The sequence below is a fragment of the Prevotella herbatica genome, assembly GCF_017347605.1.
GTDB classification, from domain to species: Bacteria; Bacteroidota; Bacteroidia; order Bacteroidales; family Bacteroidaceae; genus Prevotella; species Prevotella herbatica.
The window spans coordinates 2,878,858-2,902,728 of sequence record NZ_AP024484.1; the positions used below are offsets into that span (position 1 = coordinate 2,878,858).

Annotated in this window: 19 protein-coding genes and 2 tRNA genes; 4 read left to right on the forward strand and 17 right to left on the reverse strand. The window is 36.2% G+C overall.

From position 1 onward, the window contains the following. Nucleotides 1-38: 38 nt before the first annotated feature. The 3 genes from spt to prwr041_RS10835 all read left to right on the forward strand — a co-directional run bounded on the left by spt (nt 39) and on the right by prwr041_RS10835 (nt 1,843). Nucleotides 39-1,226 (forward strand): serine palmitoyltransferase, encoded by a 1,188-nt coding sequence (spt, locus tag prwr041_RS10825; RefSeq protein WP_207153786.1) that lies wholly within the window; start codon nt 39-41, stop codon nt 1,224-1,226. Between the two features lie 446 nt (nt 1,227-1,672). Further along, a tRNA-Pro gene (locus prwr041_RS10830) sits at nt 1,673-1,746 on the forward strand. Between the two features lie 23 nt (nt 1,747-1,769). Further along, nucleotides 1,770-1,843 (forward strand) — tRNA-Pro (locus tag prwr041_RS10835). Between the two features lie 1,135 nt (nt 1,844-2,978). On the opposite strand, the gene prwr041_RS10840 is transcribed toward prwr041_RS10835, so the two are convergent. The 4 genes from prwr041_RS10840 to mltG form a co-directional block, all read right to left on the reverse strand. Then, nucleotides 2,979-3,617, reverse strand: coding sequence for a DedA family protein (locus tag prwr041_RS10840; RefSeq protein ID WP_207153787.1), 639 nt, complete (start codon nt 3,615-3,617; stop codon nt 2,979-2,981). Further along, entirely contained in the window at nt 3,617-5,044 is a 1,428-nt protein-coding gene (locus tag prwr041_RS10845) for a tetratricopeptide repeat protein (RefSeq protein WP_207153788.1), read from the reverse strand. Before prwr041_RS10845 ends, prwr041_RS10840 begins: the two co-directional genes overlap by 1 nt. Nucleotides 5,045-5,076: 32 nt before the next feature. Continuing rightward, nucleotides 5,077-6,795 (reverse strand): glutamine--tRNA ligase/YqeY domain fusion protein, encoded by a 1,719-nt coding sequence (locus prwr041_RS10850; protein ID WP_207153789.1) that lies wholly within the window; start codon nt 6,793-6,795, stop codon nt 5,077-5,079. A 428-nt stretch (nt 6,796-7,223) separates the two neighbouring features. Next, nucleotides 7,224-8,270: an endolytic transglycosylase MltG gene (mltG, locus tag prwr041_RS10855; protein WP_207153790.1), complete on the reverse strand. Its 1,047-nt coding sequence runs from the start codon at nt 8,268-8,270 to the stop codon at nt 7,224-7,226. A gap of 122 nt (nt 8,271-8,392) precedes the next feature. On the opposite strand from mltG, the gene prwr041_RS10860 reads away from it, so the two are divergent. Beyond that, nucleotides 8,393-9,034, forward strand: a complete 642-nt coding sequence (locus prwr041_RS10860) for an HAD family hydrolase (RefSeq protein ID WP_207153791.1) — start codon at nt 8,393-8,395, stop codon at nt 9,032-9,034. Nucleotides 9,035-9,042: 8 nt separating this feature from the next. Here the strand turns inward: prwr041_RS10860 and prwr041_RS10865 are convergent, their stop codons facing one another. The 13 genes from prwr041_RS10865 to prwr041_RS10925 form a co-directional block, all read right to left on the reverse strand. Further along, entirely contained in the window at nt 9,043-9,753 is a 711-nt protein-coding gene (locus prwr041_RS10865; RefSeq protein WP_237072225.1) for a LytR/AlgR family response regulator transcription factor, read from the reverse strand. 51 nt (nt 9,754-9,804) lie between these two features. Further along, the gene (locus prwr041_RS10870; RefSeq protein ID WP_394370795.1) at nt 9,805-11,172 is read right to left on the reverse strand and encodes a TolC family protein; all 1,368 of its coding nucleotides are present in this window, start codon (nt 11,170-11,172) and stop codon (nt 9,805-9,807) included. Between the two features lie 105 nt (nt 11,173-11,277). Further along, the gene (locus prwr041_RS10875) at nt 11,278-11,877 is read right to left on the reverse strand and encodes a riboflavin synthase (RefSeq protein WP_207153792.1); all 600 of its coding nucleotides are present in this window, start codon (nt 11,875-11,877) and stop codon (nt 11,278-11,280) included. A 283-nt stretch (nt 11,878-12,160) separates the two neighbouring features. After that, a complete protein-coding gene (locus prwr041_RS10880; RefSeq protein WP_207153793.1) occupies nt 12,161-13,771 on the reverse strand; it encodes a glycoside hydrolase family 10 protein in 1,611 nt (536 codons plus the stop codon). 3 nt (nt 13,772-13,774) lie between these two features. Beyond that, nucleotides 13,775-14,602 carry a type II pantothenate kinase gene (gene coaW, locus prwr041_RS10885; protein ID WP_207153794.1) on the reverse strand — a complete coding sequence of 276 codons (828 nt, stop codon included), beginning with the start codon at nt 14,600-14,602 and terminating at the stop codon, nt 13,775-13,777. Continuing rightward, entirely contained in the window at nt 14,599-15,492 is an 894-nt protein-coding gene (locus prwr041_RS10890) for a DMT family transporter (RefSeq protein ID WP_237072226.1), read from the reverse strand. Before prwr041_RS10890 ends, coaW begins: the two co-directional genes overlap by 4 nt. Nucleotides 15,493-15,500: 8 nt before the next feature. Continuing rightward, nucleotides 15,501-15,833, reverse strand: a complete 333-nt coding sequence (locus tag prwr041_RS10895; RefSeq protein WP_207153795.1) for a cupin domain-containing protein — start codon at nt 15,831-15,833, stop codon at nt 15,501-15,503. Between the two features lie 133 nt (nt 15,834-15,966). Next, nucleotides 15,967-19,164 (reverse strand): TonB-dependent receptor, encoded by a 3,198-nt coding sequence (locus tag prwr041_RS10900; protein ID WP_207153796.1) that lies wholly within the window; start codon nt 19,162-19,164, stop codon nt 15,967-15,969. A gap of 183 nt (nt 19,165-19,347) precedes the next feature. Continuing rightward, entirely contained in the window at nt 19,348-20,553 is a 1,206-nt protein-coding gene (locus prwr041_RS10905) for an ABC transporter permease (RefSeq protein ID WP_207153797.1), read from the reverse strand. 38 nt (nt 20,554-20,591) lie between these two features. Beyond that, nucleotides 20,592-21,239 carry an ATP-binding cassette domain-containing protein gene (locus tag prwr041_RS10910; RefSeq protein WP_207153798.1) on the reverse strand — a complete coding sequence of 216 codons (648 nt, stop codon included), beginning with the start codon at nt 21,237-21,239 and terminating at the stop codon, nt 20,592-20,594. A 5-nt stretch (nt 21,240-21,244) separates the two neighbouring features. Further along, nucleotides 21,245-22,588, reverse strand: coding sequence for a DUF4836 family protein (locus prwr041_RS10915; protein WP_207153799.1), 1,344 nt, complete (start codon nt 22,586-22,588; stop codon nt 21,245-21,247). Then, nucleotides 22,585-23,307 carry a 16S rRNA (uracil(1498)-N(3))-methyltransferase gene (locus prwr041_RS10920; protein ID WP_207153800.1) on the reverse strand — a complete coding sequence of 241 codons (723 nt, stop codon included), beginning with the start codon at nt 23,305-23,307 and terminating at the stop codon, nt 22,585-22,587. The genes prwr041_RS10915 and prwr041_RS10920 overlap by 4 nt, the downstream gene beginning before the upstream one ends. Next, a complete protein-coding gene (locus tag prwr041_RS10925; RefSeq protein WP_207153801.1) occupies nt 23,307-23,849 on the reverse strand; it encodes a bifunctional nuclease domain-containing protein in 543 nt (180 codons plus the stop codon). The genes prwr041_RS10920 and prwr041_RS10925 overlap by 1 nt, the downstream gene beginning before the upstream one ends. Between the last annotated feature and the right edge of the window lie 22 nt (nt 23,850-23,871).

Consider the following 23,871-nt stretch of genomic DNA (forward strand, 5'->3'; position numbering starts at 1 on the left):
CTAAAATGAATATAAAGTAGTTTACTACACCTATTAAAATGGGACAGTTACAAGAAAGATACAAAAAATATCGTGAGCCTCAAAAATTTATGGAGGCAGGTGTGTATCCTTATTTTCGCGCTATAACAAGCAAGCAGGGTACAGAAGTTGAAATGGCTGGTCATAATGTTCTTATGTTTGGTTCTAATGCCTATACTGGATTGACTGGCGACCAGAGAGTTATTGACGCAGCTAAGGCTGCTCTTGATAAATATGGTTCAGGATGTGCTGGTAGTCGTTTCCTTAATGGAACACTCGATCTACATGTTCAGTTGGAAAAAGAACTCGCAGAATTTATTCACAAAGATGATACACTTTGCTTCTCTACGGGCTTTTCTGTTAATCAAGGTGTGTTGGCACAAGTTGTCGGAAAGGGCGATTATGTAATTTGTGATGACCGTGACCATGCAAGTATTGTAGATGGACGTCGTTTGTCATTTGCTCGTCAGCTTCATTATAAGCACAACGATATGGAAGACCTTGAGCGTGTATTGAAAGGATTACCTCAAGACTCTATCAAATTGATTGTTGTTGATGGTGTATTCTCTATGGAAGGCGACCTTGCTAAATTGCCAGAAATCGTAGAATTAAAGCATAAGTATAATTGCTCTGTCATGGTTGATGAGGCACACGGTCTAGGTGTATTCGGAAAGAATGGACGTGGTGTTTGTGACTACTTTGGTCTTACAGATGAGATTGATCTTATCATGGGTACATTCTCAAAGAGCTTAGCTTCAATTGGTGGCTTTATTGCTTCTGATGAGGATACAATAAACTTTCTTCGTCATACATGTCGTACATATATCTTTAGTGCATCAAATACTCCAGCCGCAACAGCTGCTGCTATGGAAGCACTTCATATCTTGCAGCAGGAGCCAGAGCGCATAGAGCGTCTTTGGGATGTTACCAAGTATGCATTAAAACGTTTCCGCGAAGAGGGATTTGAAATTGGTGAGACTGAGAGCCCTATCATTCCACTTTATGTACGTGATATTGAAAAAACATTCATTGTAACTAAGTTGGCTTTTGATGCAGGTGTCTTTATAAATCCTGTTATTCCACCAGCTTGTGCTCCTCAGGACACACTTGTTCGTTTTGCCCTTATGGCAAATCATACAAAAGAACAGGTTGAGCGTGGTGTTATTGCTCTAAAGAAGGTATTCGTAGAGCAGGGCATAATCAAGTAAATTGTATATCAAATATACTAAAAGGCTACAGTTTTTCTGTAGCCTTTTTTTATTAGTATCTTTTTTTTTATTAGTATCTTTTTGTTTATTTGTAGATTTTAGGTTTTCATATTCGTTTATGTTGATTGAATATTTCCTTAGTAAAAAATGAATAGTTTGCATTTTGTTGTTGATGCATATTCATTAAAATACTATCAGATTACGTTTTTACAAGATAACTGTTTATATTATAAAGACAGATGTTTGATTCATTATTTGTTTTATTTAGATGATGATGGATGCTTTTTGAGTATATATCTGTAACTGCTTACATGCAATGCATGTAGTTTTACTTATTAAGTAGTCGTGGATTTTATATAAAAGTTATAAAAAAAACATTGAATTATTTGGTGCTTTCGGATAAAAGTGATACCTTTGCATTCGCAATTGAGAAATAAGATGCAAAGCGGGGTGTAGCGCAGCCCGGTAGCGCTCCTGGTTTGGGACCAGGCGGCCGCAGGTTCGAATCCTGTCGCCCCGACTTTTAATCTTATTCTATGCAAGCGGGGTGTAGCGCAGCCCGGTAGCGCTCCTGGTTTGGGACCAGGCGGCCGCAGGTTCGAATCCTGTCGCCCCGACAAATTAAGAAAGAGACAATCTATTATAGATTGTCTCTTTCTTTTTTTTGCCAATAACGACGTATTCTAAAGGCTGAAAGTGGGTCTGTTTGTAAAGTTGGGGATTAACAATCCTATGCATAGAGTTTTCCTGAAAAGGAAGAATTCTTATGTGTTGAGTAACATATCTAATCTCTACTACAAAAAGTTTTTTTAATGTCACTAATGTCATAATGTCACAAACCCTTTATTTATAAGGGATGAGCGAGTGACATTTAGTGACATTATCGGGGTAAAAGTGGCATTAACCCCTAGAGTACACCTGTTTTTAGCGTTTTTTCCGCAATTATGCTATTTGCATCATATATTTGTGCTTATAGAGTTTTCACAAACGCAAGCTTTTGAACAGTGTAGATAATTAAAAAATCTATTTAATACATTTATATAAACAAGAATGAACTTGAAGAACATAAATATATTTATAAACTAAGCTCACTAACAATTACCTAAATGTTCACAACTTTTGTGTAATCCAGTTACATAACGTGTGTGTAATCAAGTTACATCAACACGTGTGTAATACAATTACCTCAGCATGTGTGTAATCCGATTACCCAACGTAGGTAATCGGGTTACCTAGCGTGAACAACTCTATTACCTACGTTAGGTAATAGGATTGCCCAGCGTGAAAAAGGATATTACCTGACGCAGGTAAACGAATGATTATCAATAAAACTACAACAAAAGGATTGATGACAATTACTATGATCTTTGCTGTTAAGTTCTGAGATATGAACTTGTCATTTTGCGAAGTATAGTGCACACGATGACGAGTACAGACCTCTACAAACGAAAAATGAGTCTATACGTTTAGTGCATATTTGGTGAAAAATTGCCAAAAACAGGTATGATTTGCTGTTTAATGTCACTTTTACCTCGATAATGTCACTTAATGTCACTCGCTCATCCCTTATAAATAAAGGGTTTGTGACATTATGACATTAGTGGCATTAAAAAAACTTTTTCTAGTAGAGCTTGGTCCATTATAGAGGATATTTCCCTAAATTGATGAAGAACCTTTGTTGTGGTTGGAAATATTACTTTTGTAGCATTTGTTAAATGCCAGTACCTATGAACTGAAAAAGGACTTGGCAATTTAGTCAAGTCCTAATTTTTTTCTTCTGTTAATATACCACTTCACTAAGAAATATATAAATGCTATTGCAACAAGCGCCATTATGATAACCTTTATATATTCTCCATATTCCATGATCTTATCAGTCAGTTTATCTTCTGGAACAATAGCATGTAAATACCATCCAAGTCCAGCTAGAATGCAATTCCATAGTCCCGCACCAAGCGTTGTGTAGAGCAGAAATTGCCAATATTTCATTTTCGACAGACCTGCAGGAATTGATATAAGATGCCTAATTCCTGGTATAAGTCTACCTGTTATAGTAGCAACCATTCCATGTTGGTAGAAGAATTTCTCGCTTTTTTCTACCTTGTGTTGATTAAGGAGGCACATCTTGCCCCATTTACTGTTGGCGAAACGATAAATTATAGGTCTTCCCAAATAGTAACCTGCTAAGTAATTTATAGTTGCTCCACAGTCTGCACCTAGAGTTGCGAATAGTATTACCAGAAATACGTTTAAATTGCCTCCTGCTGCATGATATGCAGCTGGAGATACTACAAATTCAGATGGAACAGGGATGACAGTACTCTCCAATAACATAAGAAGGAAAATAGTGCCATAATTAAGATTACCTAATAGTGTAGATAGCCAATTCATTACTGATCTTTTTTTGTGTTAGTTAGATATTTATAATAGTCTTTGGGATCCATATTCTCTGGAAAATATTCCTTTAATATTTTTTTTGCTTCATTAGGAGTTTTCTTTACTGCTTTTTTTACAGCTTTTTTGAATTCGTCTTCATATCCCAAAGTTTTGCAGCAGGCAGCTAGGAACACATATACCTTATCTGATTGTGCTTCATCGTCATTAATCATGCAATGAAGAATCTTATATGCCATTTCTACGTATCCATTATCCATAAGTGCTGCGGAGATACGTACATATGTTTCTGGATTATTGTTAGATTCTTTTGCCGCTCTTTCAAATACTTCTCTGGCATTTTCCATATCACCATGTTGCAGATATAAATTTCCCTTGTTAAGGATGGTTTCGACGCTTCCGCTATTTTTATAGCAGTCGTCTGCGATTTTTATAGCTTCGTCAAGTTTATCTGCTAGCGAGAGTGCATTAGTTAGCTCTTCATATATTTCGTTTTTAGCGGGGGGATAATCTGGACAATTTTTAAGCGCCTTATTAAAAATATCTATTGCTTCTTCATAGCGTCCAAGATTATTTAGTGCCATGCCTTGCAATATATAACCTGAATATTCATCAGGACATAGTTCTATGTATCTCTTTGAATATTTCAGAGATTCCTCAAAGTTTTCCAATCCGAAAAGCCCATTACTCTTGTTTAGTATAGCGTCTGCATCATTAGGATTTATCGCAATTGAAAATTCACTACTAGATATACAGTCGCTAAATTCAGAATTAAGCAATTGAGTAGATGCCAATTGATTCCAATATTCAGTAGAGTAGGGTTCTTTGTCTAGAAGACTGTTATATATGAATTCACTTTCTTTTAGATTACCCAATCCCAATTCAATTTGTCCCTTAACTTGCCAATAGTCTGGGTCGTCAGGATTGTTGGAAGTGTCAATCCACTTTTTCGCTATTTCTAGTTCTTTGTAGTCTGCGAAAAGAGTAGCTACTTCTATTATATAGCTTTCCGCATCATCTTCATCAATATCATTTGCCTTACGTTTAAGATACTTAGAAGCTAGTTCTGGATGTCCCTCTGCAATTTTCACTTCAGCTACAGCATAGTAATATTCTATGTCGTGCTTATCTATTATAGCTTTAAGATATTTTTTTGCTTTTACAATATCATCTTCCATCAATATTGCCATTCTTGCTCTGAATACCAATGGGTACACGTCACCAGGATAGAGTCTTATTGCATAATCAATTGTATCTATCGCGGCAAGTGAATTATCACGAGTTTCATAGTATCCAGCTATATTGGCAAGAACATCTGTTTCAAGATAGATGTCCTTACCGTTCTTGCGTGCTTCCTCATACTCTTTTAAAATATCGAGGAAATCGTCTTGCTCAAAATACTCTGATTGGTCTAAATGCTTCATTAATAGTTTTTTAGTAATTTAATGACAGCCTTTTATTTATTCTGCTTTGCCCATGTATCTTTTAAACCAACAGTCTTGTTGTAAACAACATGCTCGGTTGTAGAGTCTGGGTCAGCAATGAAATAGCCTGTACGTTGGAATTGTAAATATTCACCATGTAGCAATGTTGCAGCATAGTTTTCAACATAACAATTATTGTAAATTTTAAGGCTGTCTGGATTTAATAGTTCTCTAAAATCACGCTCGTCAGCAGATGGATTTTCAATATTGAAAAGGCGGTCATATTCGCGGATTTCAGCTTTCTGACAATGATCAACAGATACCCAATGAAGTGTACCTTTTACCTTGCGGTTGGCACCTTCCATTCCACTCTTGCTTTCTGGGTCGTATTCTGCTTGTATTTCGACAATGTTACCTTCTGCATCCTTTGTGCATCCTGTACATTTTATGATGTATGCATTTTTAAGGCGAACCTCTTTTCCTGGAGTCATTCTGAAGAACTTTTTCGGAGCATCTTCCATGAAATCAGCACGTTCAATCCAAAGATTCTTTGTGAAGATAATCTTATGGCTTCCTGCTGTTTCGTTTTCAGGGTTGTTTATTGCATCCATCTCTTCTGTTTGATTATCAGGATAGTTGGTTATTACAAGTTTTACAGGATCTAGTACTGCGCTTACACGGATAGCCTTTTTGTTTAGATCTTCGCGAACGCTAGCTTCCAATAAAGCCATGTCGTTTAGTGCATCAAACTTTGTATAACCAATAGAATTGATAAACATTCTGATGCTTTCAGGGCTGTAACCACGACGGCGCATACCACAAAGTGTCGGCATGCGAGGATCATCCCAGCCATTAACCAAATTTTCATCAACAAGTGTGTGCAACTTACGTTTACTCATTACTGTGTAAGTAAGATTCAGACGGTTGAATTCTATCTGTCGTGGGCGATTGTCATGCATATCACCTTTGATTCCTGTTTCATCATATTCTTTTAATAAGTCGACGAACTTATCATATAGAGGACGGTGAGGTACAAATTCCAAAGTACAAATAGAATGTGTTACACCTTCAAAGTAATCACTTTGTCCGTGTGCAAAGTCATACATTGGGTAACAATGCCATTTTGTTCCTGTGCGGTGATGAGAAGTTTGTATAATTCTATACATTATAGGGTCACGGAAGTGCATGTTTGGATTTGCCATATCTAGTTTGGCACGTAGTACCATGCTACCTTCTACTGCTTCAGGAGTATTCATCTTCTCAAAGAGATCAAGATTTTCTTCTACTGGGCGGTCACGAAATGGACTAGGTGTACCTGGGGTTGTTGGAGTGCCCTTTTGTGAGGCAATATCCTCACTAGTCTGTTGGTCTACGTAAGCGTATCCCTTCTTTATCATCCAGACGGCAAAATCCCATAATTTCTCAAAGTAATCAGAAGCATAGTAAATGTTTCCCCATTTGAATCCCAACCATTTGATATCGTTAAGTATATTTTCTACATACTCATTGTTTTCCTTGCTAGGGTTGGTATCATCAAAGCGAAGGTTGCATACTCCATTATATGTTTCAGCAACTCCAAAGTCCATACATATAGCTTTAGCGTGTCCGATATGAAGATATCCGTTAGGTTCTGGCGGAAAACGAGTTTGTATTTTTCCTCCATTCTTGCCATTGGCAAGATCTTCTTCAACAAATTGTTCTACGAAGCTAATGCTCTTCTTCTCTTCGTTAATTTCTTCTTTATTTGCCATAATGTATATACTTATTATTTTTGTTTTGCAAAGGTAACTACATTAAGGTTAAGAATCAACAAATTTGTGTGATTTTTATTTATTAATGTAATTATTGACTGCAAAGATAGCGCAAAAATCTGATTAATCGAAGCGAATAGAGATAAAATTTCCATTATATACTGTATGGAATGCCATATCATTGGTTTTTCGCAATCATAAATTTATTTTCTATATTAGTAAAATTTAGTTATTCTACTAATAAATATTACAAATTGAATAAATATGATGGTAAAAACATGTTTATAAACATAAAAAAACATTTGCATGGAAATGAAAAATCATTTATCTTTGCAAATGTTATCCTGAATACAATCTTTTTACCTTAAAAAAAAGCTAATACCTATTGAGATTGATGCCGCACTCTGTGAAGAGGGCGGCATTTTTTTTTATTTAATCCCACGTTCGTTAAGTGCTTTCGAATATTTAGCTGCGTTCTTCATATGCTCTTCGTAAGTTGTTGCGAAGTTATGGGTACCGCTAAAGTCTTCTTTTGCACACATATATAGATAATTATGATGTACTCTATTTAGAACAGCATCAATACCTGCTACTGATGGAATGCGTATAGGACCAGGAGGAAGCCCAGGATTTTTGTATGTATTGTATGGGCTCTTTATAAACAATAAATTGTTATATATACGCTTGAGGTCGAACTTCTTCCATGCAAACTTTATTGTAGGGTCGGCCTGAAGTGGCATTCCTTCTGGATATTTCGCGTCGCGGAACATCAGACGATTATAATACATTCCTGCAATCATTGGCTTTTCAGAATTGTTAGCAGTTTCTTCGTCAATGATACTAGCAAGTGTTATGACTTGATTAGCTGTAAGATTCTCTTGTTTAGCTTTTTCAGTTCTTTCAAAGTTCCAGAATTTCTTACTCTCTTTTTGCATACGATCAAGGAATTTATCTATTGATACGTTCCAATAAATGTCGTATGTGTTTGGAATGAACATACAAGCAATAGTTGCAGTATCGTATCCGTATTTCTGACAAGTGGCTTCATCTGTTAATTTCTTGTACAGCTGTGTGCTGTCAATCATAAGTTTCTTAGAAATTTCAGCTGATAGCTTGTCTAAAGTTCTAACGCTGGGAATTGTTAGACTAACAGGAGTCTGCAATCCGTTTTTCATGTGTCGGAAGATTCTTAAAGCTCCTTCGCTAGGTTTAATAGCATATCTACCTGTTTTGATTTTGTCTTTGTAATTAAACTGGTGTGAAAGTGCCTTGAAAGCACTCATTCCATGACTAGAGGCGATTGGCTCAATCTTACTGTATACAGAATCGATGTTATCATCGTTGTCAATGTATACGTACTCAACGTCTTTCTTTACGGAAAAACCTGAAAAAAAGTAGTAGTAAATCACTCCTAAAACAATCAAAATGAAAGCTGTGGCGGGAGCAAGATACTTTTTCTTAAAATCCTTTTTCATAATTATATGTTGAAATCGTGCGCAAAGATACATCAATTTTTTTTATCTTGTGCTCATCAATCACTTTTTTTTCTTAACTTTGCATAATCTCATGTTATTATGATAGGTATTATTTTTAGGGTATGAAATATAAGTCTTATATTTTTGATTTAGATGGAACGTTGCTTGATTCCTTAACGGATATAGCAGCAAGTTGTAATTATGCACTGCGTATGAATAATATGCCTGAACGATCAATTGATGAAGTAAGGATGTTTGTTGGTAATGGTGTGCGTAAATTGATGGAACGTGCTATTCCTGGAGGAGATAATAATGAACTTTTTGAAAAGACATATTCTGACTTTCGCCAGCATTATCTGATTCACAATGTTGATCATACTTCACCATATAGTGGTATTCTTAATATGTTAGGAGAACTGAAAAAAAATGGTTGCAATATTGCTGTTGTTAGCAATAAATTTTATGCTGCAACTCAAGAACTTGTTAGACATTTCTTTGGAGAATATGTGACGGTTGCAATTGGTGAACGCGAAAATATAAAAAAGAAACCTTCACCTGATACGGTTTTAGAAGCATTAAGACAGTTGGATGTTGATAAAAATAGTGCTGTCTATATCGGTGATAGTGATGTTGATGTCATGACGGCACAAAATTGTGGCATGCCGTGTATCAGTGTGTTATGGGGATTTAGAAGTAAACAGTTTCTCATCGAACACGGTGCTAGTGTATTCGTTGAGAAACCGTCTGAAATACTTTCATTATAAAAGTAACACTAAATACTATGTTTTGCTACATATTTAAGGACATTCTCCTTGTAAGATTCTGATATAGGGATATTTAGATCTCCATATACAAGATGCATTCGCTCAATCATGTCTATTTTTGAAAGGTTAGCTATGTATGAACGGTGTATTCTCATGAAATCTTCACCGGTAATAGCTTTTTCGAGTTCTTTCATGTTCATGAGTGACATTATCGGTTGTTTACCGTTGTCAACATAGAATTTTACATAGTCCTTTACACCCTCAATAAATAAGATGTTTGACAGATTTACCTTTATGACTTTGTAATCACTCTTTATAAAGATGAAACTGTTACTCTTTAAGTCAGGTGTTTTCTCTGTTTCAGAGAAAAATGCCTTGGCTTTAGCGGCAGCCTTTAATATATCTTCAAAGTTTGCCGGATTCATTAGGCAATCAACAGCATTGACTTGATATCCTTCGATGGCATGTGATTTGTTGTCAACAAGGAATATCACTTTTAATGTTTCTGGAAGCATCTTCGCAAATTCCACACCACTCATTTCCGGTAATCGGATGTTGATGAAGGCTATGTCAATATGCGAATTTCTGATGACCTTCATTGCCTCTATGGCATTAGTACAACTATCTGTTAGATTGAGAAATGGTATATTTCTCAGATATTCGCTCATCTTTTCTGCCGTACTAGCGTCATTTTCAATTAAAATACAATTTAGCATCATACAAATTTGTTTGGGTTGTTATGTTATTTTCTCGTAATGTAATGTGTCATTTTATTTTATATCTCCATTCATATAGAATTTCAACATGTCTATGTTTAATATTGTAAGATATTTGCTTTGAAGCTCGTTTTGTTGTGCTCTCAATAGGTTGTCTTTTCCGGTCATCAACTCGATGATATTTTTTAAACCTAGATTGAATTGTTCACTTAATAGTTCATAGCTTTCTTTAGAACTTTGTGTACTAACCTTTGCACTCTTAAACAAGCTTTGATTATTATTAGCCTGTAACCAATAGTTTTCTATGGTCGAGTATAGGCTTGTTTGTTTATCTTTTAAGTCAAGCATATAATTCTCACGTTGTATTCTTGCTTTGTTTATTGCAGTCTTAGCTTGTCTGTTGTCAAATATTGGCACGCTGACAGTGAATCCGCCGCCCAACGCAAAGTTGTTCTTAATCTGCTTATCCCAAGCATTACTGTTCATAGATGTCGTGTTTGTGTTAAAACCAGCATTCATACTTACTGTAGGTAGCTTTTGGGCTTTGGCTATTTTTATGCTAATATCACTGCCTTGTATACCAAGTTGAGCACCTTTTATCTCAGGTCTGTTTAGCGCCAGATCGTATACGTCATTTATTGTAGGGATATTTTCTAAAGCCATTTCGTCTGTGGTCTCAGGTATGGTTATGTCAAAGTCTTCGTTGTTAGTAATCTGTAATAGTTGTTTTAATTGTCGTTTATAATTTTTCAGATTACTTTCTGACTCGATTATTGCATATTCATCCTTTGCTCTTTGTGCTGTTAGTTGAGCAAGATCAGCTTTACTCATCTTACCAACCTTCATCATCATTATTCCTCTTTCCTCGTTTTTCTTACTTGTTGCAAGGGTTTCATTGTTTACATTAACAGCCTCATTAGAATATAATATTTGAACGTATAATTGCGCTATTTGTTCCATAAGAGAATTTGCTGTAACAGCAGAATCCAGTTCCGTTTGCTGCTCAGAAACCTTATTCAATTTTATCTGATTGCGGTTTCTGTTACCATTCCATACAGTCCAATTTGCGTTTACACCATAGCTTCCGTTGTAATATGTTTTGTCAACACTTGTTTGCACTTTGTCCCCAGCAACTACAAAACTTCCTGTTTGAGGCCATGGATTGTATGTTAGGTTTTGTGATGTACTGAGTGATAAAGACGGCAACAGTTCTGCCTGACTCAGTTTTATATCTTCACGTGCACTTAGTTTTGCAAGACTCTTTTTCTGTATTGTTATATTGTTCGTTATTGCATATTCAATACAATCCTTTAATGTCCAACTTCTAGCAGAAGCGCACATCGGGAAAAGAATAAATCCTGTGCATAGTAGGACTTCTATTATGATTTTATTCACTTTGTATTTAATTATGTTATTGTTCATATCAAATCTATAGTTTTAGATGTAAAAAGATGATAAAAAGTTTATTTGTTGGTGTAAAAATTAACAAAACTTTTAAAATGTTGGCAATAAAAAAGATTGCAGTTGTTAAATAGACTGCAATCTGGCTATATACTTACCTAATATATCAAATTCTATATTTACACAACTCTCTAACTTTATATCGCAAAAATTTGTAGTTGCTTTTGTATAAGGTATTATTGCTACAGTAAAAGTATTTTCTGTAGGTTCACAGACTGTTAATGATACTCCGTTAACTGTAACTGAACCTTTATCTACAGTAAAATAGCCTTTTTTAGCCATTTCTTTATCCTGTTTGTATTCAAATGTAAAATAGGTACTTCCGTCAGCATCTTTGATATTAATACATTTTGCGGTTTCGTCGACATGTCCTTGTACTATGTGTCCGTCAAGCCTACCGTTCATTATCATAGAACGTTCTACGTTCACGTGGTTACCAATTTCAAGCAAACCAAGATTTGACCTATCAAGAGTCTCTTTCATTGCTGTAACAGTATAAGTATCGCCTTCAATGTTTACAACAGTCAGGCATACGCCATTATGAGATATGCTTTGGTCTATTTTTAACTCATTTGTGAATGAGCATTTCATTGTTAGGTCAATATTTCCTTTGTCTCTCTTAATAGCTACTACTGTAGCCATTTCTTCTACAATTCCACTAAACATAAAAATAAGATATTGATTTAATAAAAAGGGGAAAAAAGGGGTTGCTCGATGATGTGATGAAACTCCGAGCAATTCAAGATTTGAGAGCTCCCAGTTTTTGTAATCCGCTGGTCAACAGACTTACCTTCTAAGAAGTTTATGCGGCCCGCCATAGACATAAGAAACTTTCTCGGTTTTCGATATTATTTGATGAGTATCCCGATCAAACCGACACAACCCCGAATATCTTTCTCCTTTATACTGCAAAGATAATTTCTTTTATTGTATCTTCCAAATATTTTGCCTAAAATCTTTTTATTTTGATAAACCCTATTCTGTGGCTTATGCCTTTTTTATTTATGATTCTTATCGTGTACATACCATCTTCTAGGCTTGTAATATCAACGACATTCGATTTCGCATGTAATGTTTTTATTCCGTTGCCGTTTAATCCGGTAGCAATAATCATTCCGTCACACTCTTTACACCATGTCGGTAATATTGCTTTCTTTCCATCATTAGAGATAAGGTTTGATGTATTGCAAACCTTTGACACACTTTGTACGGCTTCACTTTCATTGCCATATCTATCCATTGCTGCAACAGCATAGTATCTGTCGTCATTTACAGGGATAGATATAATATTAGTTTCTTGCCTTGTAAGCATTAGATTTTCTGGCTTGCTTGTATCCACAGGCCATGTCCTACTGCTATATATGTTGTACGTAATATCTTTTTCCTTATTCCAACGCAATACTCCGTTGCTTTTAGTCAAGCCTGTAGGTGCCTTTGGCGCAATGCTGTCTATCCATGTCATAGCAGGCACTAGGGCAGGTGATGTATCAAATTCATTTTTTGCGAAATCATATATACCCTTTGTATCATCAGTAAAAAATTTACTTCTGAAATATGCGTGCCCCATACCGTATTGACGTGTTATTTCCATTTCACGTGTTATGTCATCAAGACTCCAATCTTTTTCACTTGGTGACATGAAGTATATCCCAAGTCCTGGACATATAATTTTATTGTCAGATAGTTCTTTCCAGTCAATCGCAAAAGGATAGAAATTGTTTTCTTTGAAATACATCATGGGAAACAGTTCGTCCATGAGTCCGCTTTTCAGCCATCCCTGTGCATCTTGTAACACCTTTGAGTAGGCGTTCCAGCCATGACTCCAGTATCTTGTAAGGTCATCAGCTTTTCCGATAGGCGAACAACTCATTTTCACCCAAGGCTTAATACTTTTTACTTGATGGCTGATAGCCTCTACGATTCTAGTGATATATTGTCTTCCTTGATTTCCGCTAACCTTAATTTTCCATGTTTCAGGATATCTTATATAGTCAAGGTTGATTCCATCTATATCATATTTCTCAGTAATCTCTTTGCATAAAGTCGCAAGATAAGTGGCTGTTTCTGGCATTTCTGGATTCATGTATCCCTCATCAGCAATCTTGCGTATTAATCTAGGAAATCTTTGTCGCAGTCTTTTACAGCCTAGAGAATTCCATTTACCAACAGGAATTGTCACAACCCAAGCATGTAGTTCCATTCCTCTTTTGTGGCATTCATTAATTGTAAATTCTAGAGCGTCATAACCAGGGCTCTTTCCAGGACAACCACTAAGGCAACCATCCCAAGGTTCATATTCTGAAGGGTAAATCATTGTACCTCTTACTCGTGTTTGTAAGAGTACAGTATTGATTCCTGCTTTTTGGAGCTTGTCAAGTATATTTGTCAGTTCTTGTTTCTGTTTTTCCATTGATTGGCTATGCTGTGAGTAGCTGTGGGGCCAGTCTAATCCACCAATAGTTGTAAGCCAAACAGCCCTTACTTCTCTTTTTGGTTGAGCAAAGGAGAGTAGGGTAGTTGATAAGAATGTCAAAAGTATAATGAAAGTTCTCCGGTTCATATTTTATCGTTTCTGTGTATAAGATAGAGCTGCACCAATAGCGGTACAGAATTCGCTGTATTTTGGTATTCTGAAATGTACACCATATAGTTTTTCCATAGAAGGGTAGACTTCTCTACACTGTGGCAGTAGTGTTAGATTTCCAATAATCACGAAATCCTTTATTCCACTTCCTTGGCTGCTTAATATACTACTAGAACCTACGGCTTGCAATACCATATAGATTAATCCAATCGCAATATCTTCACGGCTTGCATTTGCTTTAGCGTTACTAAACAAACTAGCAGTCGCTGTCATAGGCAATCCAGGTAATGGTTTTGCGCTAATGTCACCTATAAGAAGATTAATCTTTGATATATCGCCTTCCATTGCTAATGTTGCAACTTGCATTATATCATCTGTTTGAAGCATTATGCGACTCAGTCCTTGTAATGTTCCCCCGCCAATACCAATACCACCGATATGTCGAATGTCTTCGCCGTCACATTTTACAAGGCTTGTTCCTGTTCCCATACTGACAACAATCATTCTGTCTAGTTTACTTTCATATCTTGCTCCAAGACCGTCAGCAATGAATTCTTCAGCTTTGCCAGTAGACAAACCGTATATGTTTTCATCAATGTATTCGGCCCCTACACCTGTAAGCATTACTTTTTCCACATCCTCCAACTTGATATTGTTGTCGTGAAGATATTTGCCGAAAGCTCCGTATAATGAAGTTATCGGATCAGTTGCCTTAATGCGGAAGGGATTGATAACAACTCCGTCCTCATTAATACCTACAATCTTTGTAGTACTTATGCCTACGTCAATTCCAATTACAATACTCATAATTTTAATTGATTTACTTTATTTTGTATTACAGCTCTTCTCGTTTGGAGTAGAACGCTTGTTAATATCAGTATAATGCCAATATAAAATGAAAGGTTTACATATTTTGCTTCACCAAAGAATATGAATGCCATAAGTACGGTGTAGCAGGGCTCAAGGTTGTATGTAAGGTTTACTGTGAATGCGCTTAATGAACGCAGTGCCTGAATTTGCAGAAGATATAATCCTACAGTGCAGAATAAAGCATGGCAAAGCATCCACCATAAATTGCTCCCACTAGGTATCACCTGTATATCTTGATGAATATTGAATATCGTTGTATATATTGGTATAATTGCTGTTACAATAATCAATCCTGCAGACATTTCATAAAATAATACCGTTCTGCTTTTTATACCTTTACTATATTTCTTGTTGAAAATTGAATATATGGAACTAATTGCAGCACTTCCCACACCAATCAGTATTCCGTATCTGTATCTGGAATCAAACGAGAATACGCATAACAGTCCTAATACTGTAATAAGCGAAAACGCTATCTCGGTCCATGAAAATCTTCTTTTAAGTATTGCTGGTTCGAATATGGCTGTAAATACACCAACTAAAGAATAGCATATAACACCAATTGAAACATTTGATGCCTTAATGCTCCCATAAAACATCATCCAATGAAGTCCCAGTAATGCTCCGCACATAGCAAGTTGTGCTAGTTTCTTTAGACTAATCTTTGGAAGCCCAGTAAACACAATTAGTATTAGTGATGTGAAAAACATACGATACCATACGATGTCTACTTCATTAAGTGTTATTAATTTACCAAATAGACCTGTAAATCCAGCAAGCATTACACTTAAATGCAGTTGTATAAAGGCTTTATTCGTCTTTTCCATTTATATATTTAATGGTGCTCTGGAACTATAGCTAGATATTCAACGTCTTCGCTAGTAGTATTTTCCATGTAATGGTTATGGTTCATTGGACAATAATGCACCTGACCTTCTTTAGCAGTCTCAACATTTCCATCATAATGGAATGTCACGCTACCTTTAAGTATATATACTATTTCACAATTCCCCTCATGAGTGTGAAGACCTGTTGATGCTCCTGATTTAAGAACACTCTTCATAATCTTTACTTTTTCATCAACATAATTGCGGGTGTCAAGTTCGCCTTGACCTCCTTTAAAGCCCATTATCTTGGCTTCTTCAATGTCTTTAAAATCAATTATCATAATTGTTTTGGTTTATGGCTGAAAGTTTATCCTGCTTCCAGCTTATTAACATTCTCGGCAAAGGTAATAAAAAAAAGGTAACCTCAGAAAGAGATTACCTTTTTTTATATATTATCTAAGTTCAATTTCTATATTAGAAAATCAAACGGAAACCAATTTGTGCATGCCAGCGTGAAGCGATGTTGCTTGCAGTAGGTGTGTTGTTTGAATTATAATAGAATGTTGTTTGATTATTCTTGAAACCTGCAAATGTAAGTGGAGACAAGTTGTATGCATTGTCATATTTAGCACCCCATTTCTTATTAAGCATGTTTGCAAAATTCATTATGTCAAATGTAATCTGGAACTTTCCTAATCCCTTGCCATTATATATAGTCTGTGCTAAATGGAGATTGATTTCATGTTCCCAAGGAGTTAGCTGAGAATTACGTTTTGCATATTGACCACGATGATTCTTAGCATAGCTATCACTCTCAATCCAGTCTTCGTATGCCTGACGGCTTTGGTCTGCAGTCATGATTACAGCCTTAGTCTTACTATTTACATTATCTACGAAATTCATGACAGCAAGTTCTTCTTTAGTCGGAATGTAAAGTAAGCTGTTACCATTGAATCCATCGCCGTTGTAGTCGCTCTTTTCGTTCATTGTGAGGCTGTAACGACCACCACTATATCCGTTGTATGTAACAGCAACAGTTGTGCTCATCCAATTATTCCAGTATTTAGGAGAATCGTATGAAACCTGAACAGTTACCTGATGTGGGATATCAAATTTAGACCAGCTAAGTTCGTGTGCATCATTTGTGTTACGGCTATAGTTGTATTTCCAGTTAGAATATGCAACAGAAGATGTTCCGTCATTTACAGAATATGAGTGACCAAATGTGTAACTAGCCATTAAATTCAAACCAAAATCAAAGCTCTTTTCAAGTTTGGCTGAAACATTATAAGAATATCCTTTGCTTGTGTTACGAAGATTGATGATACTGTAGTAAGGCATATTTGCTTGAACCTTAGTGTAGCTTGTTACAGCAGAAGCCTCTACACCCTGTACAGCGTAAGTCTTATTACCTTGGTCGGAATATGCAAGATTCTCAAAGAAAACATTGTTCATATTCTTAGAGTAGATACCTTCTAATGTAAATTTGATATCCTCTGGTAGTCTCTGTTCAAGAGCAAGGTTAGCACGGAATACTTGTGGGTATTTAAAGTTTTTCTGAATTGTTACAATATCAGGAGACAATGAACCACCCTGATTTGCTGCATCAATGAGTTTATCTTTGTAATCTGTTATGTTAGGAGCTCCATTAGTGTAGTTTTTCTGTGCATCTTTTGGTGAGATTGTTGAACCTTTAGATTCAACACCATTATTACTATATGCATTAGACAACCATACAAAAGGAGCACGACCTGTAAATACACCAACACCACCACGAACAAGAGTACTGTGGCTGTCATTAGTATACCAACTGAAACCTACACGTGGAGAAACCATTAACTTAGCGTTTGGCATTGTTCCAACTTTAACTCCAAACTTATTTGCATCTGCAAATGTGTTAAAAGCATCATTAGTTGTAGGATTGTTAAGAGTTGAACTGATATCAAATCTTAAGCCATAAGTCAAATTCAAATTTGGTGTAATGTCCCATTTGTCTTGAGCATAAATACCAAATATACCAGCCTTCATTGTTGGTGCATATCTTGTGTCACCATTTGTCAGTGCAGGGTCTGTGTATTTGTATGTAAACTTGTAAGGTTGGTCATTCATGAATAAATCCAAAGAATTGTAATACCAAGCTCCTGTTGCGGCTTGAATAAATAAATTCTTCATATTATAAATTTCGTTGTGTGTACCGAATGTCAAAGAATGATCACCAAGATACCATGATAAGTTATCTTCTGCGCTCCAAATATTTTGATTCAAATAGTTTGCTCCTGAAGAAAATTCTGTACCGATATTTACAGTGTTTGTACTTTGACCATCTCCACCTTGTACGTTACTAATCTGTACAGTTGGTCCCATATAAGGAATTACTCTGTTATCGCGTATAAAGTTAGCTGAAACACGAGCCTCGTTATATAGGTTGTCACTGATATGTGATGTGAGCTCTGCTACAAAAGAATTAGTCTTGTTGTTCATACGATAGCTACTATTGTTGAATGTGTAGCTTGTTGAAGATGAACCAGTCTTATCATCGAAAGAATCGTTATGTTGGAAACGGAATGATAAGTGATTTTTAATGTCAATATTCCAATCAAGACGAGCTAGAAGTCCCAGAGATTGTGTGTTAATTTGGTTTTTACCATAATTATCCTGGTTACCTGTCAATTGATTGTATTTGTCTGATATTTGTTTAGCTACATCTTCTGTAATATATTTGTCTGTGTATCCTGGAAATATACTATTTGGATAAGATGTCTTTTTGTATTCAGCACTAGCAAAGAAGAATAATTTGTTCTTAATGATAGGGCCTCCGAATGTAGCTCCGTATGTATTTGTATTCTGTTGTGCTAATTTGTCAAGAGCATGACCATTAACCATATTATACTTACCATACATTGCTTGGTTTGTATAGTATGTATAAGCAGATCCATGGAATTCGTTTGTTCCAGACTTTGTAATAGCATTGATAGCACCACCTGTAAATCCGCTCTGACGAACGTCAAAAGGAGCAACAGTTACTTGTAGTTCTTCTATTGCATCCATTGATATTGGATTGGCACCTGTCTGACCACCATTTGTGCCAGAAGCAGAAAGACCAAATACATCGTTACTTACAGTTCCGTCTATTTGGAAAGAGTTGTAACGGTTATTCGTTCCTGCGATAGTAATACCACCAACTTTTGATGTTGATACTAAAGGTGAAAGTCTTGCTACGTCATAAATGTCTCGATTAACTGTTGGTGCGTTATCAATTTGAGATTTGCTGAAATTGCTACCTGCACCATTAGCATTACGACCTGATTTACCTGTTACTAAGACTTCGCCTAGCTGATTAATGTCTTCTTTTAAGTCAGCATTTATCGCTAGTGGTTGACCCAGTGAAAGGCTAATATTGCCTAAAACTTCGTCTTTGTAACCAATGTAGCTGATAGTCACTTTGTAAGGACCACCAACACGCATACCCTGAATGGTATAGCGACCGCTTGAGTTTGTAACTGCATTATAAGTTGTTCCTGATGGAACGTGAACAGCTGTGACGGTAGCACCTATAACATCTTCGTTACCTGCCACAACCTTACCATTAATGCTTGAAGTTGTTACCTGCGCCATAATGGATGTTGTAAAGAACAACATCAGCGCTAATAAAAAATGCAATCTTTTTTGCATGACTTTTAACTGAAATTTAATTAATAATTTGAGGGGGTATAAACCCAGTTAATAATTCAACGCTGCAAATTTAGTTAAAAATTTCCAAAGTTGTGTTACAAAACAGTTAAAAGTTTGTTTGAATATACAATAAATAAACCGTGTCACAAAAATGACACGGTTTGTGTTCGAAATGTTACGATTTTATTCTTTTCGCTTCCAAATACTTGCAATTTTGTTTCTTATTGCAATCAAGTTGCAAATACTAACAAGTACAAGAAGTGATATTCCAACAACAAATGTTGAAAGCATGCTGCCATCTTCCATGTCTGGGAATAGAGTTTCAATAATTCCTATGTAATAGTTTCTCACGAAGAACAGAATTATCCATGCCATAATTAATACAGCAATATTAAGTGATATTGTCAATAATTGGTATGGACGTGCAACGTGCCCTGGACTATATCCAATGAGAAGCAAGTTTTCTAGTTTGCTTGAATTCTTCTGTACCAATAGATAGATACTTAGCATGAGGATATAGAAACTGAGGACAGAGATGATAAGACCAACAACCATGACCATTGTCACCATCATCTTCAGGAAGTATGTTGTCTTTTCTGCATTCAGTTTGTCGTTTTCTATTTCATATCCCTTCTTGTCAAGGTATTTTGTGAAGTTCTGATCGCCAGGATTTTTCAACGACATGATAAGTCTTGTCGGTTCAGTCTGCTGACCAGGAGCATATTCATTATTACTCCAGTCCATAAATGCTTGTGGAACAAGGATAGAACTTAGTCGACTTGAGAATCCAATCACCTTACCTTTGAATTGTGCCTGCTTCTTGTTTCCATGTACGAATATTTGGAAATCAATCATACCGATTAGCCCGTCACTGATTTTAGGCAATGAATGACTTTGTGCGAAACCAAAGTTATACATTGTTAGATATATACGTGGAAGTATTATAGGCACAACTTTAGATCCTGGTGTATATTTCCAGTCGCTGAGTTGTTTTACTTCTACAAAATTATCAGGAACACTCTCAAAACTAATTTCACCGTTGTCCAATACAGGTACTCCGTTGACGCTCATGTTTGCATCTACTTTATATTCAGTACTGGTGAATTTGCCTATTTTATCAGAGAAAGCTTGTTCACCCATATCATCAACTTCTGTATTTGAGAATGTGTTTGATCTTCCACTGATAGAACTGGCAGTTCCTATCTTTTTGTTTACTATCATGAAATCACTTTTCATGAAACTGTCTTCTGCTGTGAATATTGGCACTACATCATGGTAGAACTGAAATCCAAGCAAGACGATTAACATACCAAACAAGTTCGCAAAGAAAAATCCTGCGAACTGTGGCACACTAATATGCTGACGTAATAATTTCCAAACTAAATTCATCTTAAAGATAAAATTATAAAGACATGCAAAGTGCCCTATTACAGTTTAAATGTTTTTTCGTAATCCAAATCCATGTGTTTACCTATTGAGGTAACAATGACACCAGCACCTTGTGCTTTAGCTTCTGTCATCATTATTTCAGCCATTATTGCTGAGTTTGTGTCATCAAGGTGACTTATAGGCTCATCGGCGAAGATAAAGTCAAAAGGTTGTACCAATGAGCGTATTAGCGCAACTCGCTGCTGCTGACCGAATGACATTCTTCCTATTTTGGCATCCAACTTATCAGCTATACCAAGCATGTCAAACCATTTCACAATCTGGTCTCTGCTTTTGAAGCCGGTAAGTTTGTTTTTAATTTCCACGTTTTCAAAAGCTGTAAGTTCAGGGAATAGTCTCAATTCCTGAAATAGGTGACTGATGTGATGTTGGCGCATGTCTACCCATTCCTTCACTTGGTATTCTTTGGTGTTATCATTGTCGAATGTTACACTTCCATCGTAGTCGTGTCTGTAGCCAACAACATAGCTACAAAAAGTACTTTTCCCTTTTCCAGAATCAGCTTCTACAAGATAGAGATGTCCTTTTTCAAAAGTAGCATCCGTGTTCCAAATATCCGAATCTAGTTCATTTACTCTTTGAGCAAACACTTGAGGGATAACGTAACTGAATTTAATCGTTTCCAATTTCTTTATTTTAAAGTATAAACTATTGTTTCTAAGTTTCCGAAGATAGGTTTCAGCATACTTGTTACAGCTCCAGCCTTGTCTCCTTTCATGGCATTCATATTAATTACCATTACTAGTTTCTGACCCTTTATTATCTCCTTCACTTTGTCATCAAGTTGATCCTTTGAAGCTATTATTGACTGTGCAGCTTCCTCTTTACTACTTCCGCTGAAGAATTGCATATCCTTACTAACTCCAAAATAGAATGTAGTCTTCTTATCTGTGTAATACCATGCATTTTTCTGCCAGTCAATTATTTTTCCACCAGCAGGGCAACTTTCTTTCCAGTAACCAACATCATTAATCCAGTTGCTGTTGGCTAGTTGTGCCGTCATACTCATAGATATGTTGTCAGAACCATACGTAGGAGTGATGATAGCCATTTCTCCATCAACGCTGCGTATGATATTATCCATGTCGATAGCAGCGTTTACACCCATAAGTAATTGTTGAATACCTTTGTTACTCTGCATAAGCGGAAGGAACTTGGTTCCATTTACGTTAAGGAACATACCAAGCATTGCAGTCTTAGGCATAGAATTTATATATTTGCCTTTTATAGGTCTGTATATCTTTGTTGCATCTTTCAGAGATTTGTCTATGGTCTTGTTAAAAGAGAAAGTTTCTCCATTAATGTGCATTATGCCTTTCTTTACGCTCATTTCTGCTGCAATCATCACTTGTGATGCATCTGCGCCTTTTGGTGCGCCAAGAGTGAATGGTGCGATAAATTGATCTGGTAGAGCCTGGGCTTGTGCTACCATTGCCATTGGTGAATCTATGGAATCTAATTTCTCATACATTTTGCTTGCTGTGATGCCATCTTCCTCGTCCTGTTTCAGATATTTAGCCATCTGTTGCTGAAGTTGTGGTTGTGCATCTAGAGTTACAGGTCCCATTATGAGTATTGAAGCATCGCTCCAACCTGCAATCCATGCGCCTTTGAGTACCGTGAAATGGAATCCTCTGCGCTCTTTTGGTTTTGGACAGGATCCTTTTGCTGCCAGTTTATTGAAAGTCTCAGTCAAGTCATCCTCGTCTTTAACCTTCGCGCATACACCCAAATTACCGTCAGGTGATTCAAAAAGATAAATTTTATTACTTGCATCAATACCACTCTTGTCGATATTGCTAAAGTGGAGTAGGGTTTTCAATACAGCCATATTATTTACTCCGCTCATTTTTACTGGATCCATAGATATGAGGGCTGTACTCTCGTTAGGAATGGCGTTAAGATAACTATTGTCTGAACATGATGCAAATATAAGCACCATAAGACATGATATAAGGTATACTACTTTCTTCATAATCTTAATGATAATTGTGACATTGTCACAGCCATGAGTCCGGCCGTTTCAGTGCGAAGTCTGCTTTGTCCCAAAGAAATACTTTCGTATCCGTTTTCAATGGCAAGTCTTACCTCTTCAATTGAAAAGTCTCCTTCTGGACCAACCAATACGGTTATACTTTCGTTCTCTTTATCACTATTTATAATATCGAATAAATCGTTTTTCTCTATTTCTTGATAGCAATGTGCTATGAATTTTCTTCCTTTACGCGGAGTAGAGATGAAATCCTTGAAAGATATCATTTCGTTAACAACTGGCTTCCATGGTTTTCGGCTTTGCTTTACAGCCGAAACGACTATTTTTTCAATTCTTTCAGTGCGTAATACTTTGCGTTCTGAAAATGTGCAGTTTAGAAATGTAAGTTCATCAAATCCAATCTCTGTTGCTTTTTCAGTCATCCACTCTATGCGGTCCATATTCTTTGTCGGTGCTATGGCTAAATGAATGTGTCCTTTCCAAGTTTTATTCTGTGGTAAGGTTTCTTTTATTTCATATAAGCACTTCTTGTTTGTAGCTAAAGATACTTCTGCATGATAGAAGTTTCCTGTTCCATCCATGATAAACATCTCGTCACCACTTTTCAAGCGCAACACCCTCAATGCGTGTGTAGCCTCTTCCTGTGGTAACTCATTGTTGTTTTCAGCATCTGGTACATAGAAATATCTAACTTCTTTCATTAGTTTTGTTTCCTCCTCTTTATTTCTTCGCTAAGATATTGTGCCATTTCGTAATTTTCTTCCTTAATAGCATTGTCAAGAGATGTCTTTAGCATTTCGTCTGTTAGTGCGTTTACTGGTAAAGACATTCTGTTCTGCCCTTTGACGTATTTCACACTTTGTGCTTTCATCAGTTCGTCATCTATGTAAATAGGGATATCGCATGTGGTGGCTAACAGAATGGAGTCACTTACTCTTATGTTAGTTGAAACTTGTGCAATCTTATCGAATATTGTTGCTTGGTATTCTCCATCAATAATATCGTAGATGCGAACTTCAATATTCATACACCCAACCTTCAATACTTGCCCTATAGCTTCTGGCAGTCTGTCTTTTGTTATGTCTGATTTTATAGTTCTTATACTGAATTCATGTATCATGAATTTGTCGCATGTAATAGTCAGTTGGCGCTTTTCTTCTTCATCTGTAAGCACCAATAATCCTATATCTGTATTGCCAACAATTTCTGATACACTGTTGAATTTCAGTTTGACATTAAACATTTGTTCTCCTCCTGTAATTTAA

Bases quoted from the DNA above. Each gene is read 5' to 3' on its own strand.
- spt (WP_207153786.1), top strand. From the start codon at position 39: ATGGGACAGTTACAAGAAAGATACAAAAAATATCGTGAGCCTCAAAAA.
- prwr041_RS10840 (WP_207153787.1), bottom strand. From the start codon at position 3,617: ATGAATTGGCTATCTACACTATTAGGTAATCTTAATTATGGCACTATT.
- prwr041_RS10845 (WP_207153788.1), bottom strand. From the start codon at position 5,044: ATGAAGCATTTAGACCAATCAGAGTATTTTGAGCAAGACGATTTCCTC.
- prwr041_RS10850 (WP_207153789.1), bottom strand. From the start codon at position 6,795: ATGGCAAATAAAGAAGAAATTAACGAAGAGAAGAAGAGCATTAGCTTC.
- mltG (WP_207153790.1), bottom strand. From the start codon at position 8,270: ATGAAAAAGGATTTTAAGAAAAAGTATCTTGCTCCCGCCACAGCTTTC.
- prwr041_RS10860 (WP_207153791.1), top strand. From the start codon at position 8,393: ATGAAATATAAGTCTTATATTTTTGATTTAGATGGAACGTTGCTTGAT.
- prwr041_RS10865 (WP_237072225.1), bottom strand. From the start codon at position 9,753: ATGATGCTAAATTGTATTTTAATTGAAAATGACGCTAGTACGGCAGAA.
- prwr041_RS10870 (WP_394370795.1), bottom strand. From the start codon at position 11,172: ATGAACAATAACATAATTAAATACAAAGTGAATAAAATCATAATAGAA.
- prwr041_RS10875 (WP_207153792.1), bottom strand. From the start codon at position 11,877: ATGTTTAGTGGAATTGTAGAAGAAATGGCTACAGTAGTAGCTATTAAG.
- prwr041_RS10880 (WP_207153793.1), bottom strand. From the start codon at position 13,771: ATGAACCGGAGAACTTTCATTATACTTTTGACATTCTTATCAACTACC.
- coaW (WP_207153794.1), bottom strand. From the start codon at position 14,602: ATGAGTATTGTAATTGGAATTGACGTAGGCATAAGTACTACAAAGATT.
- prwr041_RS10890 (WP_237072226.1), bottom strand. From the start codon at position 15,492: ATGGAAAAGACGAATAAAGCCTTTATACAACTGCATTTAAGTGTAATG.
- prwr041_RS10895 (WP_207153795.1), bottom strand. From the start codon at position 15,833: ATGATAATTGATTTTAAAGACATTGAAGAAGCCAAGATAATGGGCTTT.
- prwr041_RS10900 (WP_207153796.1), bottom strand. From the start codon at position 19,164: ATGCAAAAAAGATTGCATTTTTTATTAGCGCTGATGTTGTTCTTTACA.
- prwr041_RS10905 (WP_207153797.1), bottom strand. From the start codon at position 20,553: ATGAATTTAGTTTGGAAATTATTACGTCAGCATATTAGTGTGCCACAG.
- prwr041_RS10915 (WP_207153799.1), bottom strand. From the start codon at position 22,588: ATGAAGAAAGTAGTATACCTTATATCATGTCTTATGGTGCTTATATTT.
- prwr041_RS10920 (WP_207153800.1), bottom strand. From the start codon at position 23,307: ATGAAAGAAGTTAGATATTTCTATGTACCAGATGCTGAAAACAACAAT.
- prwr041_RS10925 (WP_207153801.1), bottom strand. From the start codon at position 23,849: ATGTTTAATGTCAAACTGAAATTCAACAGTGTATCAGAAATTGTTGGC.